The organism is Phenylobacterium sp. (assembly GCF_035944335.1).
GTDB lineage: Bacteria > Pseudomonadota > Alphaproteobacteria > Caulobacterales > Caulobacteraceae > Phenylobacterium.
Genome location: NZ_DASZBG010000052.1, coordinates 1 through 19,957 on the forward strand (window position 1 = coordinate 1; position 19,957 = coordinate 19,957).

General features: G+C 69.2%; 16 protein-coding genes. 11 read left to right on the plus strand and 5 right to left on the minus strand.

The annotated features are described in order from the left end of the window. Nucleotides 1-20 precede the first annotated feature (20 nt). Together VGT80_RS09380 and VGT80_RS09385 are read right to left on the minus strand one after the other, a co-directional pair. On the minus strand, nucleotides 21-1,445 hold the full coding sequence (locus VGT80_RS09380) for an amidase (protein ID WP_327455088.1): 1,425 nt from the start codon (nucleotides 1,443-1,445) through the stop codon (nucleotides 21-23). Next, entirely contained in the window at nucleotides 1,445-2,722 is a 1,278-nt protein-coding gene (locus VGT80_RS09385) for an aminotransferase class III-fold pyridoxal phosphate-dependent enzyme (protein WP_327455089.1), read from the minus strand. Before VGT80_RS09385 ends, VGT80_RS09380 begins: the two co-directional genes overlap by 1 nt. A gap of 85 nt (nucleotides 2,723-2,807) precedes the next feature. Between VGT80_RS09385 and VGT80_RS09390 the strand changes: the two genes are divergently transcribed. The 4 genes from VGT80_RS09390 to VGT80_RS09405 all read left to right on the plus strand — a co-directional run bounded on the left by VGT80_RS09390 (nucleotide 2,808) and on the right by VGT80_RS09405 (nucleotide 6,307). Beyond that, nucleotides 2,808-3,968 (plus strand): MFS transporter, encoded by a 1,161-nt coding sequence (locus VGT80_RS09390; RefSeq protein ID WP_327455090.1) that lies wholly within the window; start codon nucleotides 2,808-2,810, stop codon nucleotides 3,966-3,968. 133 nt (nucleotides 3,969-4,101) lie between these two features. After that, complete coding sequence (locus VGT80_RS09395; RefSeq protein ID WP_327455091.1) at nucleotides 4,102-5,118, plus strand: NAD(P)-dependent alcohol dehydrogenase; 1,017 nt, start codon at nucleotides 4,102-4,104, stop codon at nucleotides 5,116-5,118. Nucleotides 5,119-5,138: 20 nt separating this feature from the next. Further along, nucleotides 5,139-5,669 (plus strand): VOC family protein, encoded by a 531-nt coding sequence (locus VGT80_RS09400; protein ID WP_327455092.1) that lies wholly within the window; start codon nucleotides 5,139-5,141, stop codon nucleotides 5,667-5,669. Further along, nucleotides 5,669-6,307: a carboxymuconolactone decarboxylase family protein gene (locus VGT80_RS09405; RefSeq protein ID WP_327455093.1), complete on the plus strand. Its 639-nt coding sequence runs from the start codon at nucleotides 5,669-5,671 to the stop codon at nucleotides 6,305-6,307. The genes VGT80_RS09400 and VGT80_RS09405 overlap by 1 nt, the downstream gene beginning before the upstream one ends. Before the next feature lie 36 nt (nucleotides 6,308-6,343). Here VGT80_RS09405 and cysN read toward each other — a convergent pair whose 3' ends face one another. Together cysN and cysD are read right to left on the minus strand one after the other, a co-directional pair. Then, on the minus strand, nucleotides 6,344-8,248 hold the full coding sequence (gene cysN / locus VGT80_RS09410; protein ID WP_327455095.1) for a sulfate adenylyltransferase subunit CysN: 1,905 nt from the start codon (nucleotides 8,246-8,248) through the stop codon (nucleotides 6,344-6,346). Continuing rightward, nucleotides 8,248-9,201 carry a sulfate adenylyltransferase subunit CysD gene (cysD, locus tag VGT80_RS09415; RefSeq protein WP_327455097.1) on the minus strand — a complete coding sequence of 318 codons (954 nt, stop codon included), beginning with the start codon at nucleotides 9,199-9,201 and terminating at the stop codon, nucleotides 8,248-8,250. The genes cysN and cysD overlap by 1 nt, the downstream gene beginning before the upstream one ends. A 271-nt stretch (nucleotides 9,202-9,472) precedes the next feature. Between cysD and VGT80_RS09420 the strand changes: the two genes are divergently transcribed. The 3 genes from VGT80_RS09420 (at nucleotide 9,473) to VGT80_RS09430 (ending at nucleotide 12,859) form a co-directional block, all read left to right on the plus strand. Next, nucleotides 9,473-10,777, plus strand: coding sequence for an MFS transporter (locus VGT80_RS09420; protein ID WP_327455099.1), 1,305 nt, complete (start codon nucleotides 9,473-9,475; stop codon nucleotides 10,775-10,777). 62 nt (nucleotides 10,778-10,839) lie between these two features. Continuing rightward, nucleotides 10,840-12,339: an AlkA N-terminal domain-containing protein gene (locus VGT80_RS09425; RefSeq protein ID WP_327455101.1), complete on the plus strand. Its 1,500-nt coding sequence runs from the start codon at nucleotides 10,840-10,842 to the stop codon at nucleotides 12,337-12,339. Then, entirely contained in the window at nucleotides 12,320-12,859 is a 540-nt protein-coding gene (locus VGT80_RS09430) for a methylated-DNA--[protein]-cysteine S-methyltransferase (RefSeq protein WP_327455103.1), read from the plus strand. The genes VGT80_RS09425 and VGT80_RS09430 overlap by 20 nt, the downstream gene beginning before the upstream one ends. Nucleotides 12,860-12,877: 18 nt before the next feature. Here VGT80_RS09430 and VGT80_RS09435 read toward each other — a convergent pair whose 3' ends face one another. Next, nucleotides 12,878-13,318: a helix-turn-helix domain-containing protein gene (locus VGT80_RS09435; RefSeq protein ID WP_414693901.1), complete on the minus strand. Its 441-nt coding sequence runs from the start codon at nucleotides 13,316-13,318 to the stop codon at nucleotides 12,878-12,880. An 815-nt stretch (nucleotides 13,319-14,133) separates the two neighbouring features. On the opposite strand from VGT80_RS09435, the gene VGT80_RS09440 reads away from it, so the two are divergent. From VGT80_RS09440 to VGT80_RS09455, 4 genes are all read left to right on the plus strand, one after another. Then, nucleotides 14,134-17,016: a TonB-dependent receptor gene (locus VGT80_RS09440; RefSeq protein ID WP_327455107.1), complete on the plus strand. Its 2,883-nt coding sequence runs from the start codon at nucleotides 14,134-14,136 to the stop codon at nucleotides 17,014-17,016. Between the two features lie 97 nt (nucleotides 17,017-17,113). Further along, nucleotides 17,114-17,776: a response regulator transcription factor gene (locus VGT80_RS09445; protein ID WP_327455108.1), complete on the plus strand. Its 663-nt coding sequence runs from the start codon at nucleotides 17,114-17,116 to the stop codon at nucleotides 17,774-17,776. A 27-nt stretch (nucleotides 17,777-17,803) separates the two neighbouring features. After that, nucleotides 17,804-19,222: an ATP-binding protein gene (locus VGT80_RS09450; RefSeq protein WP_327455110.1), complete on the plus strand. Its 1,419-nt coding sequence runs from the start codon at nucleotides 17,804-17,806 to the stop codon at nucleotides 19,220-19,222. A 72-nt stretch (nucleotides 19,223-19,294) separates the two neighbouring features. Beyond that, entirely contained in the window at nucleotides 19,295-19,954 is a 660-nt protein-coding gene (locus tag VGT80_RS09455; RefSeq protein WP_327455113.1) for an MtnX-like HAD-IB family phosphatase, read from the plus strand. Nucleotides 19,955-19,957: the final 3 nt, after the last annotated feature.

A 19,957-nucleotide genomic window follows, 5' to 3' on the forward strand; every position in this document is an offset into this window, starting at 1 on the left:
GGCGCATCAGCCGCAAATCCTCACCCGAACACCTGCGGCCGGCGGTCCTTCCAGGGCGCTTCCTTCTCCAGCTGGGCGGCGAGGCGGAAGAGGGTGGCCTCATCGGCGTATTTGGCGGTGAACATCATGCCGATGGGCAGACCGGACTTCGACTGCGCCAGGGGCAGGCTGAGCGAGGGCTGGCCGGAGAAGTTGAACGGCGGGGTGTAGGGGAAGACGCGGCCCTGGCGCTTGTTCACCTCGCGCGGCTCCAGATTCACCGGATCGATGACGCCGATCTCCGGTGGCGGCTCGCCCATCACCGGGCAGAGATAGATGTCGATGTCCTCGAAGGCGGCCAGGGTCGCCCGGTTGAGCATGCGGGTCTCCTGCAGGGAGCGCATCACCGCGTCGCCCGTCTGGCGGCGGCCGACCTTCAGCGAGGCCCAGGTCAGCGGCTCCAGCTCGTCCGGCTCGGGCTCGCGGCCGAGCTGCTCGATCAGGCGGCCCATGCCGGCGGCGAAGTTGGCGGCGGCGGCCGGACCGCGCGAGGCGTAGAGGGCGCGGTAGTCGATGCCGAGACCCCGCTCGATGACCTCGTGGCCCAGCGCCTTGAGCAGGGCGGCGGTCTGTTGCAGGGCCGCCTCGATCTCCTCGTGGATCGGCCGGCCGTTGGGCGTCTCGGCCGACCAGGCGATGCGCAGGCGTCCGGGCGAGGCGGCCACCTCCTCGAGGTAGGGCCTGGCCTTGGGCGGGGCCGGGTAGGGTGAGCCGGGCTCCGGCCAGCCGGTGGCGTCGAGCATGGCGGCGCTGTCGCGCACCGTGCGGCTGACCACATGGTCGACGACGTTGCCCAGCGCATAGTCGTAGCCATCGGGCAGGTTCGGGTTGCGGTCGCGGGTGACCTTGAGCCCAACCAGGCCGCAGCAGGCGGCGGGGATGCGGATCGAGCCCAGGCCGTCCGAGGCGTGCGCCATGGGCACGAAGCCCGCCGCCACCGCGCTCGCCGAGCCGCCCGACGAGCCGCCGGCGATGTGGTTCGGATTCCAGGGGTTGCGGCAGGGGCCGAGCAGCGCGCTCTCGGTCGTGCCGGTGATGCCGTATTCGGGGGTATTGGTCTTGCCGAGCGGGATGACGCCGGACGCGCGATAGCGGGCGGTGAGGCCGCAGTCCTCCGTGTCGACGATGTCCTTGGCGAACCTGGACCCCGAGGTGCGCGGCCAGCCCGCGACCGGCATGGCCAGGTCCTTGATCAGGAACGGCACGCCCTTGAAGGGGCCGTCCGGCAGGGCGCCGGCCGCCTGTTTGCGCGCGTCGTCATAGCCCTTGAAGACCACGGCGTTGAGGGTCGGATTGTGCCGCTCGATGCACGCGATAGCGGCCTCCACCAGCTCGGCGGGGGTGACCTTCCGCTTCGCCACCAGCTCGGCCAGGCCCAGCCCGTCGTAGTGCGAATAGTCATCCATCAGCGGGCTCCGGCGGAGAGGAAGGCGAGCTTCTCGACGGGGGCGAGGTCGCCGACGTTGCGCTTCAGCACCCCGAAGGCGCCTTCGGCGGCGTCCAGCGCGCCGTCGATGTCCTGTTCGGTCATGGCCGCGCAGAGGAACATATTGTGCCAGGGGTGCACATAGACGCCGCGGGCCAGCATCTCGGAGGAGAAGCAGAAGCCTTTCCGCAGGTCCGGGTCGTCGTCGAACAGGAACAGCGGCATGGTCACCGGGCCGGTCTGGCGCAAGCTGAAGCCGGCGGCCTTGGCGCGCTCCGCGAGGCCGTCGCGCAGGCGTTGGCCGAGCGCGGTGATGCGCTCCAGATAGTCGGTGTCGCGGACCAGGCGCAGCGTCTCGAGCCCGGCGGCCATGGGGGCGGCCTGGTACCAGAAGGAGCCGGTGACATAGATGGCGGACGCGGCCTTGCGGGCCTTGTCCGCGCCCGCCAACGCCGAGATCGGATGACCGTTGGCGATGCATTTTCCCCAGGTCGAGAGGTCCGGCTGGACGCCGATCTTCGACCAGGAGCAGTCGCGGGCGAGGCGCAGTCCCGCGCGGACGTCGTCGACGATGAGCAAGGCGCCGGTCTGGTCGCAGATCTCGCGCACCCGACGGGCGTAGGCCAGGTCCGGCTCGGCCTGGTCGATGAAGGCGTCGTGCTTGAAGGGGGCGGCGAAGATGCAGGCGAGGTCGTCGCCGGCCTGGCGGACAGCTTCCTCCAGCGAGCCCACGTCATTGTAGTCGCAGAAGATCTGGTGGGCGCGGTCGGTCTCGATGACGCCTGCCGGGCGTGGCGTGCACCAGGCCGCCGCGCCGTGATAGGCGCCCTTGGCCCGGATCACGGTCTTCTTCCGCGTGTGGGCGCGCGCGATGGTCAGCGCCATGGAGGTGGCGTCGGTGCCGTTCTTGCAGAACATCGCCCACTGGGCGTGGGAGACCATGGCCACCATGGCCTCGGCCATCTCGACCATCAGGGCGGTGGGGCCGGTCAGGGTGTCGCCGAGGCCGAGCTGGCGGACATAGGCCGCGTCGATCTGCGGGTTGGCGTAGCCGAACAGGTTCGGGCCATAGGCGCACATGAAGTCGAGGTAGCGCCGGCCGTCGGCGTCCCAGATGTGGGCGCCCTCGCCCTTCTCGAAGAACTGCGGATAGTCGTCGGGCAGGAGGCCGACCGCCTGGTGGCCGTACATGCCGCCGGGGATGACGGCCTCGGCGCGGGCGCGCAGCTCCCGGTCGCGGCTGTTGGTGCGGTCCATGCGGCGGCTCCCTGATCGTCGATCAGACAATTGCGCGGACGCGAGCCTGCGGCAACGCCCGGCGACTCCTGATATCCCGCGCGCCATGTCGCTGCCCCTGCGCCTTGGCCTCTATTACGGCGCCATCTTCGTCGGCACGGGGGTGTCCTCGCCCTATCTGCCGGTGTGGTTCGCCCACCACGGGCTGAGCGGCGCCAAGATCGGGCTGATCCTGTCGCTGCCGATGATGGCGCGGGCCTTCACCGCGCCGCTGCTGGCGGTGTGGGCCGACAGCTTCCGCCTGCGCCGCACCGCCCTGATCGTCATGGGAGCGGTGGTGACAGGGCTCTATGTGGCCATGGCTCTTCCGCTGGGCTTCGCCTGGTGGGCGCTGGTGTGGTTCGCGGCGTCCTCGCTCTACACGACCATGAGCCCGCTGGCCGACGTGATCACGCTTTCGCGGGCGGCGCGCGACGGCTTCAACTTCGGCTGGCCGCGCGGCATCGGCTCGGCCTGTTTCATCGTCGGCAACATCGGCATGGGGGCGATCCTGGCGCGCGGATCGCCGGAGCTGGTGCTGGTCTGGATGGCCGCGGCCGTGGCCCTGGCGAGCGTGGCCGCGCGGCTGCTGCTGCCGCCCGACCCGGTGCATGAGGAAGGCCACGTGGCCCAGCTCTCCGATCGCATGGCGGGTCTCTCCGAGCTGTTGCGCGACCCGGCCTTCATGACCGCGACGCTCTCGGCCGGCCTCATCCAGTCGGCGCACGCCTTCTACTACGGCTTCTCGACGCTGGCCTGGAAGCAGCAGGGCATTGCGCCCAGCATGACCGGGGTCCTCTGGGGGTCGGCCGTCGCCGTGGAGGTCGGGTTCATGTGGTTCCTGGAGCCGTGGCGGCGGCGCATGGGGCCGCGCAACCTGCTGGCGCTGGGCGGCGTGGCCGCCGTGCTGCGCTGGACGGCGCTCGCCTTCTCGCCGCCGCTCTGGGCGCTGTTCCCGCTGCAGGCGCTGCACGCCCTGTCCTATGCGGCGACCTTCATGGCCTCGCTGCAGCTGGTGCAGCGGCTGTCCTCGCCGCGCAACGCCTCGGCCGCCCAGGCGATCAACTCCTCGCTGTCGGGCGGATTCATCTCAGGCGTGGCGACCATGGCGTCGGGATGGCTGTTCGACCGCTACGGCGCTCAGGGGTACCTGCTGATGACCGCCATGTGCGTGGCGGGCTCGCTGGGGGCGCTGAGGCTCTACGGCATGCGCCGGCTGGACGGCTGACGCCGTAGGATTTCTGCACGCAGCCGGACGGAAGAGTGGGTTCCCCATTTTCTGGCGGTCGCTCTTGGACTTACGTCGGGTGAGGCTTGCCGCGGCGGCCCGCTGGGCGCGAGATGGGGGGCGGAGGACCCCGATGCGCGCACTCAACGTCTCAGAGCCCTGGGGCCTCGACCAGCTGAAGGTCGTGGAGGCGCCGGACCCGAAGCCGGGACCGGGCGAGGTGCTGGTGCGCATGCGCGCGGTCTCGCTGAACTACCGCGACCTCCTGATGGTGGGCGGCATCTATGGCCGGGGCCCGGCCATGGGCGGGCCGATCGTGCCGTTCTCCGACGGCTGCGGGATCGTCGAACAGGTGGGCGCCGGCGTGACCCGCTTCGCGGTGGGCGACCGGGTGGCGACGCTGTTTTTCCAGGGCTGGATCTCCGGCCCGCCGACGCTCGAGAAGGTCTCGACGGCGCTGGGCTATCCGATCCCCGGCGCGGGGCGCGAGCTCGGCGTGTTCAGCCAGGAAGGGCTGTCGAAGGTCCCGGACTTCCTCACCGACCAGCAGGTCGCGACCCTGCCGTGCGCGGCGCTGACGGCGTGGCGGGGCCTCTTCGAAGACGCGCGGACCCAGCCCGGCGAGACCGTGGTGCTGCAGGGCACCGGCGGCGTCTCGATCTTCGGCCTGCAATTCGCCCACGCGGCAGGGCTGAAGACGATCATCACCTCGTCGTCCGATGAAAAGCTCGAGCGCGCCAAGGGGCTCGGGGCCGACACCCTCGTCAACTACCGGACCGAGCCGGAATGGGCCAAGCCCGTGCGCGCCGCGACGGGCGGGGTCGGCGCCGACGTGATCCTGGAGGTCGGGGGCGCGGGCACCATCGAGCAGTCCATGCGGGCGATCCGCATCGGCGGCCACATCGCCATCATCGGGGTCGTGGCCGGGGCCGGCAATCCGTTCAATCCGGCAAGCCTGATCGGCAATTCCGCCAAGCTGCAAGGCCTGTCGGTCGGCTCGCGCGAGATGTTCGAGGCCATGTGCCGCGCCATCGACCAGCACCGCATCCAGCCCGTTGTCGACAAGGTGTTCCCCTGGACGGAGGCGCGGGCCGCCTTCCAGGCGATGCAGGGCGGCGAGCACTTCGGGAAGATCGTGCTGGAGTTCTGACCTCTGGAGGGAGGCTTGAGATGCAGACGAAAGGGATCAACCACCTGGCGCTGGTCTGCCGCGACATGGCCGAGACCACCGCCTTCTACGAGGGCGCGCTGGGCATGCCGCTGGTGAAGACCGTCGCCCTGCCGGACGGCGGGCAGCACTTCTTCTTCGACTGCGGCGCAGGCTCGCTGCTGGCCTTCTTCTGGTGGCCGGACGCGCCGGCCGCGGCGCCCGGGATCGCCTCAGTCGAGGACTTCCCCGCCAAGCCGAAGTCGGCCGTGGGCTCGATGAACCACGTGGCCTTCCACATGGACGAAGCGGAGCTGGAGGCCTCCATCGCGCGCCTGAAGGCGGCGGGCGTGCATGTCTCCGTGCCGGTGGTGGTGAACCACGACGACAGCCCCGCAGGCGTGGCGCGCGAGATGCACGAGGGCGTCTGGGTGCGCTCGGTCTATTTCCGCGACCCCAACGGGGTGATGCTGGAGTTCGCCGCCGTGCTGCGCGGCTTCCGGCCTGAGGATGTGGCGCACGAGCCCGCCCGCGCCGCAGAGCCGGTGGCCTGATGCCGCGCCTGCGCCAGGTCACCCGCGCCGAGGCCGACAGCGAGGTGGTCAAGAAGACCTACGACCTGCTGTTCGAGGACCGCGATCCGGTGAGCCAGCCGGGCACCTCGACCGGCACGCCCGGCGACTGGTGGACGGTCTTCGCGCTGGTCCCCGACGTGCTGGAGCACTGCAACCGGGGCTTCGCCCTCTACCGCAATCCCAAGCGCAAGCTCGACCCGCTGCTGCGCGAGCTGGCGCAGACCCGGGTGGGTTGGGCCAAGGCCAGCCAGTTCGTCTTTTCGCAGCACTGCAAGTCGCTGCGGGGGATGAGCTGTCCGGAGGCGAAGATCGCCGCCGTCCCGCACTGGCAGGTCGCCGACTGTTTCGATGAGAAGGAGCGGGCGGTGCTGGCCTATGCCGACTGCCTGGCGCTGCAGGCGGGTCGCACGCCGGACGCGGTGTTCCAGGCGCTGAAGGCTTTCCTCTCCGACGAAGAGATCCTCGAGCTGACCTACATCACCTGCCTTTACGACATGCACGCGGTGATGAGCCGGGCGCTGCGGACAGAATGGGACGACCGCGACGATCCGATCGTCGAGGTGGCCTCGCCGGAGGGCTTCAGCGCGCGGGACTTCCTGGACGTGGGACGGCGGTGAGATGCTCCCCAAAAGGGGAGGATTGACGCGGCGTGGTCAGATTCCCGGATCGAATCCCTGGTCCAGCCAAGCCACGATCTGCTCCGCGGCGGCCTCGGGGGTGAGCTTCGTCGTATCGATGACGATCTCGGCGTGTTCCGGCGGCTCGTAGGGGCTGTCGACGCCGGTGAAGTTCTTCAGCTCGCCGGCGCGGGCCTTGGCGTAGAGGCCCTTCACGTCGCGGCGCTCGGCCTCGGCCAGCGGGGTGTCGACGAACACCTCGACGAACTCGCCGTCGGCCAGCGCCTCGCGGGCCATCCGCCGCTCGGCCCGGAATGGGGAGATGAAGGAGACCAGCACGATCAGGCCGGCGTCGACCATCAGCTTGGCGACCTCAGCCACCCGGCGGATATTCTCGACCCGGTCCTCCTCGGTGAAGCCGAGGTCCTTGTTGAGGCCGTGGCGGACGTTGTCGCCGTCCAGGAGATAGGTGTGGCGACCGTCGGCCGAGAGCTTCTTCTCCACCAGGTTGGCGATGGTCGACTTGCCGCCCCCGGAAAGGCCGGTGAACCACAACACGCTGGCCTTCTGGCCCTTGGCGGCGGCGCGGTGGCGCTTGTCCACGTCCATGGCCTGCCAGTGGATGTTCTGGCTGCGGCGGAGCGCGAAGTGGATGAGGCCCGCGCCCACCGTGCGGTTGGAGATCCGGTCGATGAGGATGAAGCCGCCGAGGTCCTTGTTCTCGACGTAGGGATCGAAAGCGATCGGGGCGTCGGTGGAGAGGTTGACGACGCCGATCTCATTGAGCTCCAGCCGTTTGGCGGCGAGGTGCTCGAGGGTGTTCACGTTGACCTTGTACTTGGGCTCGGTGACGGTCGCCGCGACCGTGCGGGCGCCGAGCTTCATCAGATAGGGGCGGCCGGGCAGCATGTGCTCGTCGTCGAACCAGACCAGGGTCGCCTCGAACTGGTCGGCGACGGCGGGCGGCGACTGGGCCTGGGCCAGCACATCGCCGCGCGAGACGTCGATCTCATCGGTGAGGGTGAGCGTCACCGACTGGCCGGCCACCGCCTCGGGCAGGTCGCCGGTGAAGGTGACGATGCGCTCGACCGTGCTCTCGCGGCCCGAGGGCAGGGCCTTGATCCGGTCGCCAGGCTTGATGACGCCCGAGGCGATCTGGCCCGAGAAGCCGCGGAAATCCAGGTTGGGCCGGTTGACCCACTGCACCGGCATGCGGAACGGGGCTTCGCGCAGGTCGTCCTCGACCGGCAGATCCTCCAGCCAGCGCAGCAGCGGCGGGCCGGAATACCAGGGCGTCTGGTCCGAGGGCTCGGTGATGTTGTCGCCGCGGAGCGCCGACATGGGGATGGCGGTGAAGGCCTTGATGCCGATCTGCTCGGCGAAGTCGGTGTAGTCGGCGACGATCGCCTCGAAGCGGGTCTGGTCGAAGCCGACCAGGTCCATCTTGTTGATGGCCAGCGCCACGTGGCGGATGCCCAAGAGGCTGACGAGATAGGAATGCCGCCGCGTCTGGGTCAGCACGCCCTTGCGCGCATCGATCAGAATGACGGCGGCGTCGGCGGTGGAGGCGCCGGTGACCATGTTGCGCGTGTACTGCTCGTGGCCCGGCGTGTCGGCGACGATGAACTTGCGCTTGTCGGTGGAGAAGAAGCGGTAGGCGACGTCGATGGTGATGCCCTGCTCGCGCTCGGCGGCCAGGCCGTCGACGAGGAGGGCGAAATCGATCTCGCCCCCTTGGGTGCCGAGCTTCTTGCTGTCGGCTTCGAGGGCCGCCAGCTGGTCCTCGAAGATCATCTTGGAATCGTAGAGCAGGCGCCCGATCAGGGTCGACTTGCCGTCGTCCACCGAGCCGCAGGTGAGGAACCGCAGCAGCGACTTCACCTCGTGGGCCTTGAGGTAGGCCTCGATGTCCTCGGCGATCAGGGCCGACTGGTGGGCCATCAGAAATAGCCCTCCTGCTTTTTCTTCTCCATGGAGGCCGACTGGTCGTGGTCGATGACGCGGCCCTGGCGCTCGGAGGTGGTGGTGAGCAGCATCTCCTGGATGATCTCGGGCAGGGTGGCCGCCGTGCTCTCGACGGCCCCGGTGAGCGGGTAGCAGCCGAGGGTGCGGAAGCGCACCGACTTGAGCTGCGGGGTCTCACCGGGCTTCAGCGGCATGCGGTCGTCGTCGACCATGATCAGGGCGCCGTCGCGCTCCACCACCGGGCGTTCGGCCGCATAGTAGAGGGGCACGATCGGGATGGCCTCAAGGTAGATGTATTGCCAGATGTCGAGCTCGGTCCAGTTGCTGAGCGGGAAGACGCGGATGCTCTCGCCGGGGTTCTTGCGCGCGTTGTAGAGCCGCCAGAGCTCGGGGCGCTGGTTCTTGGGATCCCATCGGTGCTGCGCCGAGCGGAAGGAGAAGATGCGCTCCTTGGCGCGGGACTTCTCCTCGTCGCGCCGGGCGCCGCCGAAGGCCGCGTCGAAGCCGTATTTGTCGAGCGCCTGTTTCAGCCCCTCGGTCTTCCAGATGTCGGTGTGGGTCGCCGAGCCGTGATCGAAGGGATTGATGCCGCGGGCGATGGCGTCGGGGTTCTTGTGCACCAGGAGTTCGAAGCCGAGCTCGGCGGCCATCCGCTCGCGCATCTCGTACATGGCCTGGAACTTCCAGGTGGTGTCGACGTGCAGCAGCGGGAAGGGCGCCTTCGAGGGATGGAAGGCCTTGGCGGCGAGGTGCAGCATGACCGCTGAGTCCTTGCCGATCGAATAGAGCATCACCGGCCGTTCGCACTCGGCGACGACCTCTCGCATGATGTGGATGCTCTCGGCCTCGAGGCGCTGCAGGTGGGTGAGCATTGCGGGCGGGACGGCGCCTTCGGAGCTGACGGAGGTGGGCGCGACGCGGGCGTCCATTTCAGGGGACCCTACAACAGTTACGATGAAAACCGCCCGCCGGATGATCGGCCCTCGCTCGGCCCCAAGCGACGACTGGATGTGACTTAGAGAAGCCGCCCGGGCGCGGCAAGGCGCCGGCCCCCCAGGAAATCTGTCGGCCGATGCAGGCTTCATGGCCCGCGCCGCTTGGCGAGCCGCGCGGGCCCGTGCAACATGACGCGCAGGGAAACGTACGGGTCTTACGAAGCCGACCGATCGGCCGGGCCCGCGGTGCAGGGGGGAATTGCGGATGACCGCCACGACGACGACGGGGGCGAAGGCCAGCCCCGGCTACCGATACCTCGTCGTGTGGATGCTGGTCATCGTCTACACCCTCAACTTCCTCGACCGGCAGATGATCTCGATCCTGGCCGAGCCGATCCGCAAGGACCTGTCGCTCACCGACACCGAGCTCGGCATGCTGGGCGGCATCTTCTTCGCGGCCTTCTACACCTTCTTCGGCATCCCGGTCGGCTGGCTGGCCGACCGCGGCCGGCGCATCTGGATCATGTCCGGCGCGTGCGCGCTGTGGAGCCTGTTCACCATGGGTTGCGGGACGGCGACCAGTTTCGTGCAGCTGGCGATCATGCGCATGGGCGTGGGCATCGGCGAGGCCGGCGGATCGCCGCCCTCCTATTCACTGATTTCCGATTATTTCCCGCCCAAGGAGCGCGGAACGGGGCTGGCGATCTATTCCCTGGGCGTGCCGTTGGGCTCGATGTTGGGCGCGGCGCTCGGCGGCTGGGTGGCGGCGCACTACGGCTGGCGCATGGCCTTCTTCGCCGTCGGCGCGCCGGGCATATTGATGGCGCTGGTGCTGCTGGTGGTGGTGCGCGAGCCGGCGCGCGGGGGGCTGGACGCCTATGTCACGGGCAAGGACGCCCATGAACCCCCGCCGCCGCTGTTGAGCGCGGTCGGCAGCTATTTCGCCAACCGCACCCTGCTGCTGGTGGCCATCTCGTCGGGGCTGTCGGCCTTCGTGGGCTATGCGGGCCTGGCCTGGAACCCGCCGTTCCTGATGCGGGTCAAGGGCATGACCCTGACCGAGGTTGCGGCCTACTACAGCCTGGTGTTGGGGATTACCGGGGTCATCGGCACCTTCGCGGCCGGCTGGCTCGCCGACAAGCTCGTGCCGCTGGACCGGCGCTGGTACGCCTGGATCCCGGCGATCGCCTTCACCCTGACCATTCCGTTCTGGATCGCCATCCTATGGGCCCCGACCTGGCAGCTGACGCTGCTGTTCATCGCCGGACCGGCGCTGCTCAACTCCATGTACCTGGCCCCTGCGCTGGCGGTGGTGCAGAACGCCGTGCCTCCGGCCATGCGCACGATTTCCGGGGCGACCCTTCTGTTCGTGCTGAACCTGGTCGGGCTGGGCGGCGGGCCGGTGTTCGTCGGCAAGATCAGCGACATGGCCAAGCCGCACTACGGCGCCCATTCGCTGGCGATCGGCTTCGCCGCGGTCATCCCGGTGGTGGTGGTGACCGTCCTGGCGCACCTGGCGGCGGCGGCCTCGATCGCCCGCGACAAGCGGCTCGCGGTGCTGGTGCCCTAGTCATCTATGTCCGAAAACCGCGAGACATCGGCGGCGCGCAGGCCCACTTTGCGGGCATGGACATGGATTTCGAAGCCTGCCGACGCGCCTTCCTGACCCGCGACGCCCGGTTCGACGGGCGCGTGTTCGGGGCCGTCAAGACCACCGGCATCTATTGCCGCCCGATCTGCCCGGCCAGGACGCCGAAGGCGGAGAACATGAGCTTCTATCCGAGCGCCGCGGCGGCCCAGGCGGCGGGCTACCGGCCCTGCCTGCGCTGCCGGCCGGAGGCCTCGCCGGACCTCGGCGCCTGGCGCGGGACTTCCAACACCGTGTCGCGGGCGCTGGCTTTGATCGAGGCCGGGGCGCTGGACGGCGGCGACGTGGATGGGCTGGCCGGCCGGCTGGGGGTCGGGGAGCGGCAGCTTCGGCGACTGTTCCGCCAGCACCTGGGCGCCGCGCCGATCACCGTGGCCCAGACCCGCCGCGTGCTGCTCGCCAAGCAGCTGATCCAGGAGACCCGCCTGCCGATGGCCGAGGTGGCCCTGGCCGCGGGCTTCGGCAGCGTGCGGCGCTTCAACGAGACCTTCCAGGACCTGTTCGGCCGCCCGCCGGGCGCGCTGCGGCGACTGAGCGGAGAAACCCCGGCCGCGGCCGCCGGCGTCACCGTCCGCCTGCCCTACAAGCCGCCCTACGACTGGGACGCGATGATCGGCTTCCTGACGGCCCGCGCCATCCCCGGCGTCGAAAGCGTCTCGGCCAAGCGCTATGCGCGGACGCTGTCGGTGGACGGCGCGATCGGCGTGGTGGTGGTGCGGCCCGGCGAGGGCGATTTCCTGGTCGCCGAGATCCGCTTCCCGAAGCTGAAGGCGCTGCCCGCGGTGATCGCCCGCATCCGCCGGGTGTTCGATTTGACCGCCGATCCGAGCCTGATCGGGGCGCACCTGTCGCAGGACCCGCGGCTCGCGCCGCTCGTCGCCGCACGGCCCGGCCTGCGCGCGCCCGGCGCCTGGGACGGATTCGAAATGGCGGTACGCGCCATCCTGGGCCAGCAGATCACGGTGACGGCGGCGGTGAACCTCGCCGCCAAGCTGGCGGCCGCCTACGGCGAGCCTGTCGACGACGCCGCGGCGGCCAAACTCGGCCTGACGCGGATCTTCCCCACGCCGCAGCAGCTGGTGGGCGCCGACATCGCAGCGCTGGGCATGCCGCGGGCGCGGGGCGCCTCGATCGAGGCGCTGGCGCGCACGGTCGCGGCCGACCCGAGCATCTTCACCCCGCGGGCTGACCTGGAGAGCGCGATCGCGGCGCTGTCGGCCCTGCCCGGGATCGGCGCCTGGACCGCCCAGTACATCGCGCTGCGCGAACTGCGCGAGCCCGACGCCTTCCCGCACGCCGACATCGGCCTCCTCAGGGCCATGGCCGACGCCGATGGCGCGCGCCCCAGCCCCGAGGCCCTGCTTCAGACCAGCCAGCGCTGGCGGCCCTGGCGGGCCTATGCCGCGCAGCACCTGTGGGCGGCCGACGCCGCCGCCACGCCCGACATCAAGAGGACCAAGGCCCATGACCGCCGCGCCGCCTGAAACCCTGACCCTGGAGCGCATGCCGACCCCGATCGGCGAAGCGCTGGTCGTCACCGACGAGACCGGGGCGCTCCGGGCTTTCAACTGGACCGACTATGAGGCGCGCATGCGGGCCTGGATCGCGCGTCACTATCCGAAGGCGCCGCTGGTGGAGGGGGCCATCCCGGCCGCGGTCCGCGCCGCGCTCAGCGCCTATTTCGGCGGCGAGGCGCGGGCGCTGGACGGCCTCGCCTGGCGGGCGTCGGGAACGGCGTTCCAGCTGAAGGTCTGGGAAACGCTTTGCACCATCCCGGCGGGAGAGACGCTGAGCTATGCGGGGCTCGCCGAGCGGATCGGCCGGCCAAGCGCGGTCAGGGCGGTGGGGCTGGCCAACGGGGCCAATCCGATCAGCCTGGTCGTGCCCTGCCACCGGGTGATCGGGGCGAACGGCTCGCTGACCGGCTACGGTGGCGGGCTGCCGCGCAAGCGCTGGCTGCTCGGGCATGAGGGCGCCAGCTTCAAGGAACAGCTGGCCGCCTAGACTTCGAGGATCAGGACCTCAGGAGAGGCCGGCGGTCTCGGCGCGCTCCTCGGCCTCCATCTCGGCCATGGCGCGGACCAGGTCGAGCACCTTGCGGCGCAGGCCCGGACGGCGGACGCGCGGGAAGGTGGCGGCGAGCTCGAGGCCTTCCGGCGTCAGCAGGAATTCCTGGGCGTTGGCGCCCATGAAGCCGCGCCCGACGGTCTCGGTCTCTTCCTCGAGGCCCTCGTAGAAGTAGGCGACGTTGGTTTTCAGTGCGCGGGCGATCTCCCACAGCTTGGAGGCGCTCACGCGGTTGGCGCCGCGCTCGTACTTCTGGACCTGCTGGAAGGTGAGGCCGAGCGCTTCGGCGAGCTTTTCCTGGCTGATCCCCAGGGCCTTGCGCCGCATGCGGATATGGAGACCGACATGACGATCGACGGGGTGCGGCCCCGTGGCGTTGTCATCGACCGCGGACAGTGATGTGGGTTCGCTTGTCATGAATTCTTTGTGGGTGGCGCCATTCATTGGGAAACACCGCGTTCGAGTTGCACTGAACATCCGACACGTGGGGCCCCGGCGGGGCTCTCCATACCGGCGCTTCGGTTTGATCCCTGTGATTACGGTGAAGCTGGGCCTCGGTTGAAGGCGCGGCCTACTCAATTTGGGGTTTAGATCAGCGACTGCGGCCGTCCGTCGCACGGGGAACACCGTTATCCGGAATGCGACCCCCCGGAGGCCGGGCTCAGCGCCAGATTCCGCTTCGTCAAATCGCGGCGGGGAGAGCGCCCCTTTCGCGAGGGGGCCCTCGGCCGGCGCCAAGTCGCGTCCGGCCGTGTCCCGAGGGCCACAGGGGGGGCGGATTGCCGAATTCAACTACAAGGTGCGGCGGCGGGTCGAAGGCCTTGTCCCGCCAGCGGTCGGAGCCGAGTCGTCAGCGGCAATAAGTGATCAATGGCAATATAGCTTTCGTTCGCCCGCAACGGATTGATTTTGCGAATACAGAGGCAGTCTTCGGGCGGAAAGCGGCCGGGAGGCGGCGGGGCGAGGTCGAGGCCCCAGAAGTGGCCCGGCGAAGTCTCCGAATATTTGCCCCGGGGCGTGGGCGCCGCGGGATGGTCCGCACAACTTGCAATGGTTGTTTGGGGTTATCGCCGATTACGTACATCACTGTTGACGATCTCTGGCGCGTGCTACAGCTTCCCCCTGAAGCGCAGAAATAAATAGCGCTCAGCCATCTGGGGAGGCGGATTCAAATGCACTTTAAGGGCTATCTCTTGGCGTCCGGCGCGGTCATGGCTGCGCTCGTCGGCGCGACGGCCCATGCGCAGACGCGCAGCGGAACCACGGCCGCGGCCTCGAACACCATCGAAGAGCTGGTGGTCACCGCCCAGAAGCGCGAGCAGAGCCTGCAGGACGTGCCTGTGGCCGTGTCCGCCTTCACCTCAGAGAAGCGCGACCTGATCGGCGTCAACACCATCGCCGACCTGACGAACTTCACACCGGGCCTCGAATATAACGCGCAGAACGACCGCAACACGTTGCGCGGCGTCGGCCGGAACACCAACGTCCACGCGGCCGACGGCTCCGTCGCCCAGTATTCGGACGGGATCTACACCTCCTCGACGACCGAAGCCGGCAAGACGCCGCTGTTCGTCGACCGGATCGAAATCCTCCGCGGACCGCAGGGCACCCTCTACGGGCGCAACTCGATCGGCGGCGCGATCAACATCATCTCCAAGCGCCCGACCGAGGACTTCTACGCCGAAGTCCGCGCCTCGCTGCAGAACTACAGCATGCGGGTGATCGAAGGCGCCGTGTCCGGCCCGACCATGATTCCGGGGGTGGAGTTCCGCGCCGGCGCCAACTGGACCAAGCAGACCCAGGGCTGGTTCAAGAACACCGTTCCCGGCGAGCCGGACGAAGGCAACATCATCGACACCAAGTACGTCGAAGGTCAGCTGAAATTCAAATTCAACGACAACTTCGACGGCTGGATGAAGCTGGCCTGGCAGGACTGGCACAACCAGGGCGGCGGGCCGGGCTCGCGCGAAACCTGGCAGCCGGCGCCGTTCCCGGTGTTCGAGGCCGTCAACGCCGGCATCGTGCCGACCGCGGGTTACGCCTGCCTTCCCGGCACGGGGGTGACCAATGTCATCGCGGCCGGCGGCATGCCCGTGGCCGCGGCCTGCCACAACGCGGCGCTGGACGATCCGCGCAAGTTCACCAGCGACGTGCCCTACCAGGTCAAGCTGACCGGCACGATGATCTTCGCCAGTGAGTGGAACTACCACTTCACCGGGATGGACCTGAAGTACATCATGGGCGGCACGGCGTATAACTACGCCCTGACCGGCCCGACCCCGGTTGACCAGGCGCCGATCACCTCCTTCACCCTGCCGCGGGTGTTCCCCGCGGGGCTCGTCGCGCCGACGACGGTGGTGATCCCGGGCGGTGGCCCGACGGTGCATCCGCGGTATTCGTTCAACTATCACGAGGCCCTGAACTGGTACAGCCACGAGATCAACTTGGCCTCGACCGACAAGGGTCCGTTGCAGTGGATCGGCGGCCTTTTCTACTACGACGAATACTATGTGCAGCCAGTCTATACGACCCTGCAGGACCAGCCGGCCGGCACTCTGGCCCCCGGCTTCCTGTCGAACGCGGTCTGCAACCTCACCGGCGGCGTCTGCCCGGCGGAAGCGCCGAACGACCGAGTCTATGATGACCGGCCGTCGCTGACCACCACCTCCGAGGCGGCGTTCGGCCAGATCGATTACCAGATCACCCAACAGTTCAAGACCACGCTGGGCCTGCGCTACACGCACGACCACAAGCGCGGTCAGGAATCGCTGCGCCTGCTCTGCTTCGACGTGACCGCCTGCGGCGTTGCGCCGGAACTGCTGGGCTCCAACTTCGTCATCGACCTGTCGCAGCCGGCGACCGCCGTGCTCAGCGGGTTCACACCCGGTGGACCGGGCTCGCCCGGCGTGGCCCCCGGCGTCTCCACCACCACGACGATCGATCCGGCGACCGGCTTCGCCACCCGCCACTACGACCAGGCGTGGTCGGCGACCACCGGCACCTTCGGCCTGCAGTGGGATCCCGAGCCCGGGACCATGGCCTATTTCAACTACAGCCGTGGCTTCAAGGCGGGCGGCTTCCGGATTGGCATCGACACCACCGAGGGCGCCAAGCCCTCCACCAGCCCGGAGCACCTGAACGCCTTCGAAATCGGCCTTAAGAAGGACTTCGGGCGGACCTTCCAGGTGAACGCGGCGCTGTTCTACTACGACTACAAGAACGACCAGATCCCGCTGACGGTCGCCCAGACCTCCGGCGGTCTTGGCCAGGCGCAGTCGATCTTCTTCAACGTGCCGGCCGCCAAGAGCCAGGGCTTCGAGCTGGAATCGATCTGGCAGCCGATCGACCATCTGCAAGTCCTGTTCAACTACTCCTACCTGGACGCCCACGTGACCCAGGGCGACGGGATCGTGGACCCGGCCGACCCGGCCGCGCTCGCGCCCGGGGCCAAGCCGGACGTCACCTTCGCCCAGTGCCAGGCGGCGGTCGGAACGGCGAACGCCTGCTCGACCGACGTGTTCACGGCGGGCCCCTCGGCGACCAGCGCCGGCGGTTTCATCCTGCTGCCGAACGGCACCTTCGTCCCGGTGCAGAGCGTGAACGGGGCCGGCAATGGTGGCTTCCAGCGGCCGCAGAGCATCGTCGGCAGCCACCTGCCCAACGCGCCGAAGAACAAGGTCGCGATCAACGTCAACTATACCCTGCAGTTCGAGCCGGGTTCGGTGACGGGATCGGTGAACTACGTCTGGCGCGACAAGCAGTTCGGCTCGTTGTTCGACCGGTCCTACTATCAGGCTCCCGCCTACGACCAGTGGGACGCGCGCCTGACCTATAAGGACAAGGACAACAAATATACGATCATCGCCTTCGTGAAGAACATCTTCAACGACCTCGGATACGAGGGCGGTGCGGGCGCTGGACGGCGTGCGGGCACCCTGCCGGCCTATGTGGTGGGCGCGACCTGCCCGACCTGCAACGCCAACACGGCGATCTCGGTGCTCACGCCCGGCAACAACAACGTCGGAAACATCGTCTCCGGCTATCTGTTGACCCCGCCGCGGACCTACGGCGTCGAGCTGCAGTACCGCTTCTAGGATCAGGTCCTGAACCTGGCGAAGGCGCTCCGCTCCGGCGGGGCGCCTTTTGCTTTGGGGCCTTGCGCCGTGGACGGGGGGACGCTCTAGCTAGCCCATGCGCCTGCTCATCGCCGAGGACGATCCGATGCTGGGGGCCGGGCTGCGCCGCGCCCTGCAACGGGCCGGATACACGGTGGACCTGGCGGTGACCGGCGACGAGGCCATGGCCGCCACCCGGGCGCAGGACTACGCCCTGATCCTGCTGGATCTCGGCCTGCCCAACATCGGCGGGCTGGAGGCGCTGAAGGCCCTGCGCGGCCGCCGCGACCCGACCCCGGTGATCATAGTCACCGCCCGCGACCGCCCCGAGCAGAAGGTCGAGGGCCTCGACGCCGGGGCCGACGACTATGTGGTCAAGCCGTTCGACCTCGATGAGCTGATGGCGCGCATCCGGGCGCACATCCGGCGCGGCGAACAGCGGACCAGCGACGCCATCTCCGCCCACGAGGTCAGCGTCGACCTGGCCGCCCGCACGGTGACCCTGAAGGGCGAGCCGGTGGCGGTCACCGCCAAGGAATTCAAGGTGCTCGCCGCCCTGATCCGGCGGATGGGCCAGTTCGTCTCCAAGGAGGAGCTGGAAGGCGCGCTCTACGACGACACCGCCGAGGTGGAGAGCAACACCATCGAGGTCGCGGTCTACGGCCTGCGCCGCAAGCTGGGCTCGGGGCTGATCGTCACCGCCCGCGGCCTCGGCTACACCATCCCCAAGGATACGTAATGGGGGATGCGTGATGGGGGACGCCTGATGGCCCGCCGCCGGATCGCCCGGCCGACCTCGCTGCTCGCCGCCCTGTTCGGGCGGATCGGGGTGCTGTTCCTGATCATCGTGCTGGTGGTGGGGTCGCTCGCCTTCTTCACCGCGCAGCGCCGGATCAACGAGATCTACGACGGCCAGCTGATCATCGGCGCCAATGTGCTGCGCGCCCTGATGACCGACGAGATCAAGGAGCAGGCCGGCAAGCCGAGCGCCGGTCAGGCCGAGTTCACCGTCGACGATTCCGACCTCCTGAGCCCCGAGGACCGGGAGGCCTTCAACAGCTATGCCGACTGGCGGATGTTCCGCATCTGGCGGGGGCCGAAGGTCGTGCTGCGATCCGACACCGGTCCCGCCGTCCTGCCGCCGCCGGCCCACAACGGGTTCTCGGAGATCGTCGCGAACCAGGAGCGCTGGCGGATCTACAGCCTGCCCGTGCCGTCCAGCAACGTGATCGTGCAGATCGGCGAGCGGATGGATATCCGCCTGGTGCTGGTGCAGGGCATCGCGCTGGGCCTGGCGCTGCCGCTGCTGCTGCTGATCCCGACCTGCGGGGTGCTGATCTGGCTGACCCTCTCGGACGGGCTGCGGGCGCTGCGCGCCCTGATCGCCGAGATCGGCCGCCGGACCATGCGCGACCTCTCGCCCCTGCCGCTGGACCCCTGGCCGCGCGACCTGCATCCCCTGGTCCGTTCCATCAACCGCCTGTTCGAGCGGATCGATCGCTCGCTGCAGCACGAGCGGCGGTTCCTGGACGATGCGGCCCACCAGCTGCGCACGCCGCTGGCGGCGGTGAAGCTGCAGACCCAGCTGATCGCCAGCGAGGCCGATCCTGTCGAGCGCCAGGCCATGACGGCGCAGCTGGTGGAGAGCGTCGACCGCGCCGCGGGCCTGACCGACAGCCTCCTGACCCTGGCGCGGCTGGAGGCCCGACGCGGGGCCGGCGACACCGGCGGCGACCTGGAAGCCGAGACCGTCGCGGCCATGGCCGACCTGGCCCCGGTGGCGGCGCGACGCGAGGTGGAGCTCTCCTTCGAGGGCCACGGAAGCTATCCCGGCGGCGATCCGGTGCTGCTGCGGCTGATCGCGGCCAACCTGTTGGAGAACGCCATCAACCACGCTCCGGCCGGTTCTGAGGTGGCGGTGCGGCTATCCACCGCACAGGGCCAGCGGCGGCTGACGGTCACCGACGCCGGGCCGGGTATCCCCGCCGCGGAGCGGGCCAAGGTGCTGGAGCGGTTCTTCCGCGGGTCGGGCGCGTCCCCGAAAGGATCGGGACTGGGCCTGGCCATCGTCGGCGAGGCGGTGCGGTTGCTGGGCGGCCGGCTGGAGTTGCGCGACCGGGAAGACGACGCGCCGGGGCTGTGCGTGATGGTGGAGCTGCCCGAGACGGGACGAGCATCAGCCTAGGAAATGGGCGGGTCGCATCATGTTGGCATCAGTTTGAGCCTCTAAGCCCCCCGCGGGGGTGAGGTTTCAGTCATGCACGTGTTCTGTGATTTCGACGGGACGATCTCGGTCGTCGACACGACCGACCGCGTGCTGAGCCGACTGGCCGCCGCCGAATGGGAATCGCTGGAGGCCGACTGGATCGCCGGCCGCATCGATGCGGCCACCTGCATGCGCGGTCAGATCGCCCTGATCGAGGGCTCCGACGCCGAACTGGACGCGGTGCTGGACGCGGTCGAGCTGGACCCCGCCTTCCCGGTCTTCGCCGCCTGGTGCGCCGACCACGGGATTCCGCTGACCATCGTTTCCGACGGCGTCGACTACTTCATCCGCCGCATCCTGGCCCGCCACGGACTGGGCGACCTGCCGATCGTCTCCAACTGCCTGACCGGCAAGGCGGGCGCCCGCGCGCTCGCCCAGCCGCACCGCCGGCTCGGCTGCGCCGCCGGGGCCGGGGTCTGCAAGTGCGACGTCGCCGCCGCGCAGGCCGCCTCGTCCAACACCATGGTCTATATCGGCGACGGCCGGAGCGACTTCTGTGTCTCCCACCGGGCCGACATCCTGTTCGCCAAGGACGCGCTCGCCGACTACGCCGCCGGCCGCGGCGAAGCGCACCACGTATTCGAGTCCTTCCACGACATCACCGCGACCCTGAAGCCCCTTGTCGAGGCCCGTCGCGCGACCGCGCTCTAGGAG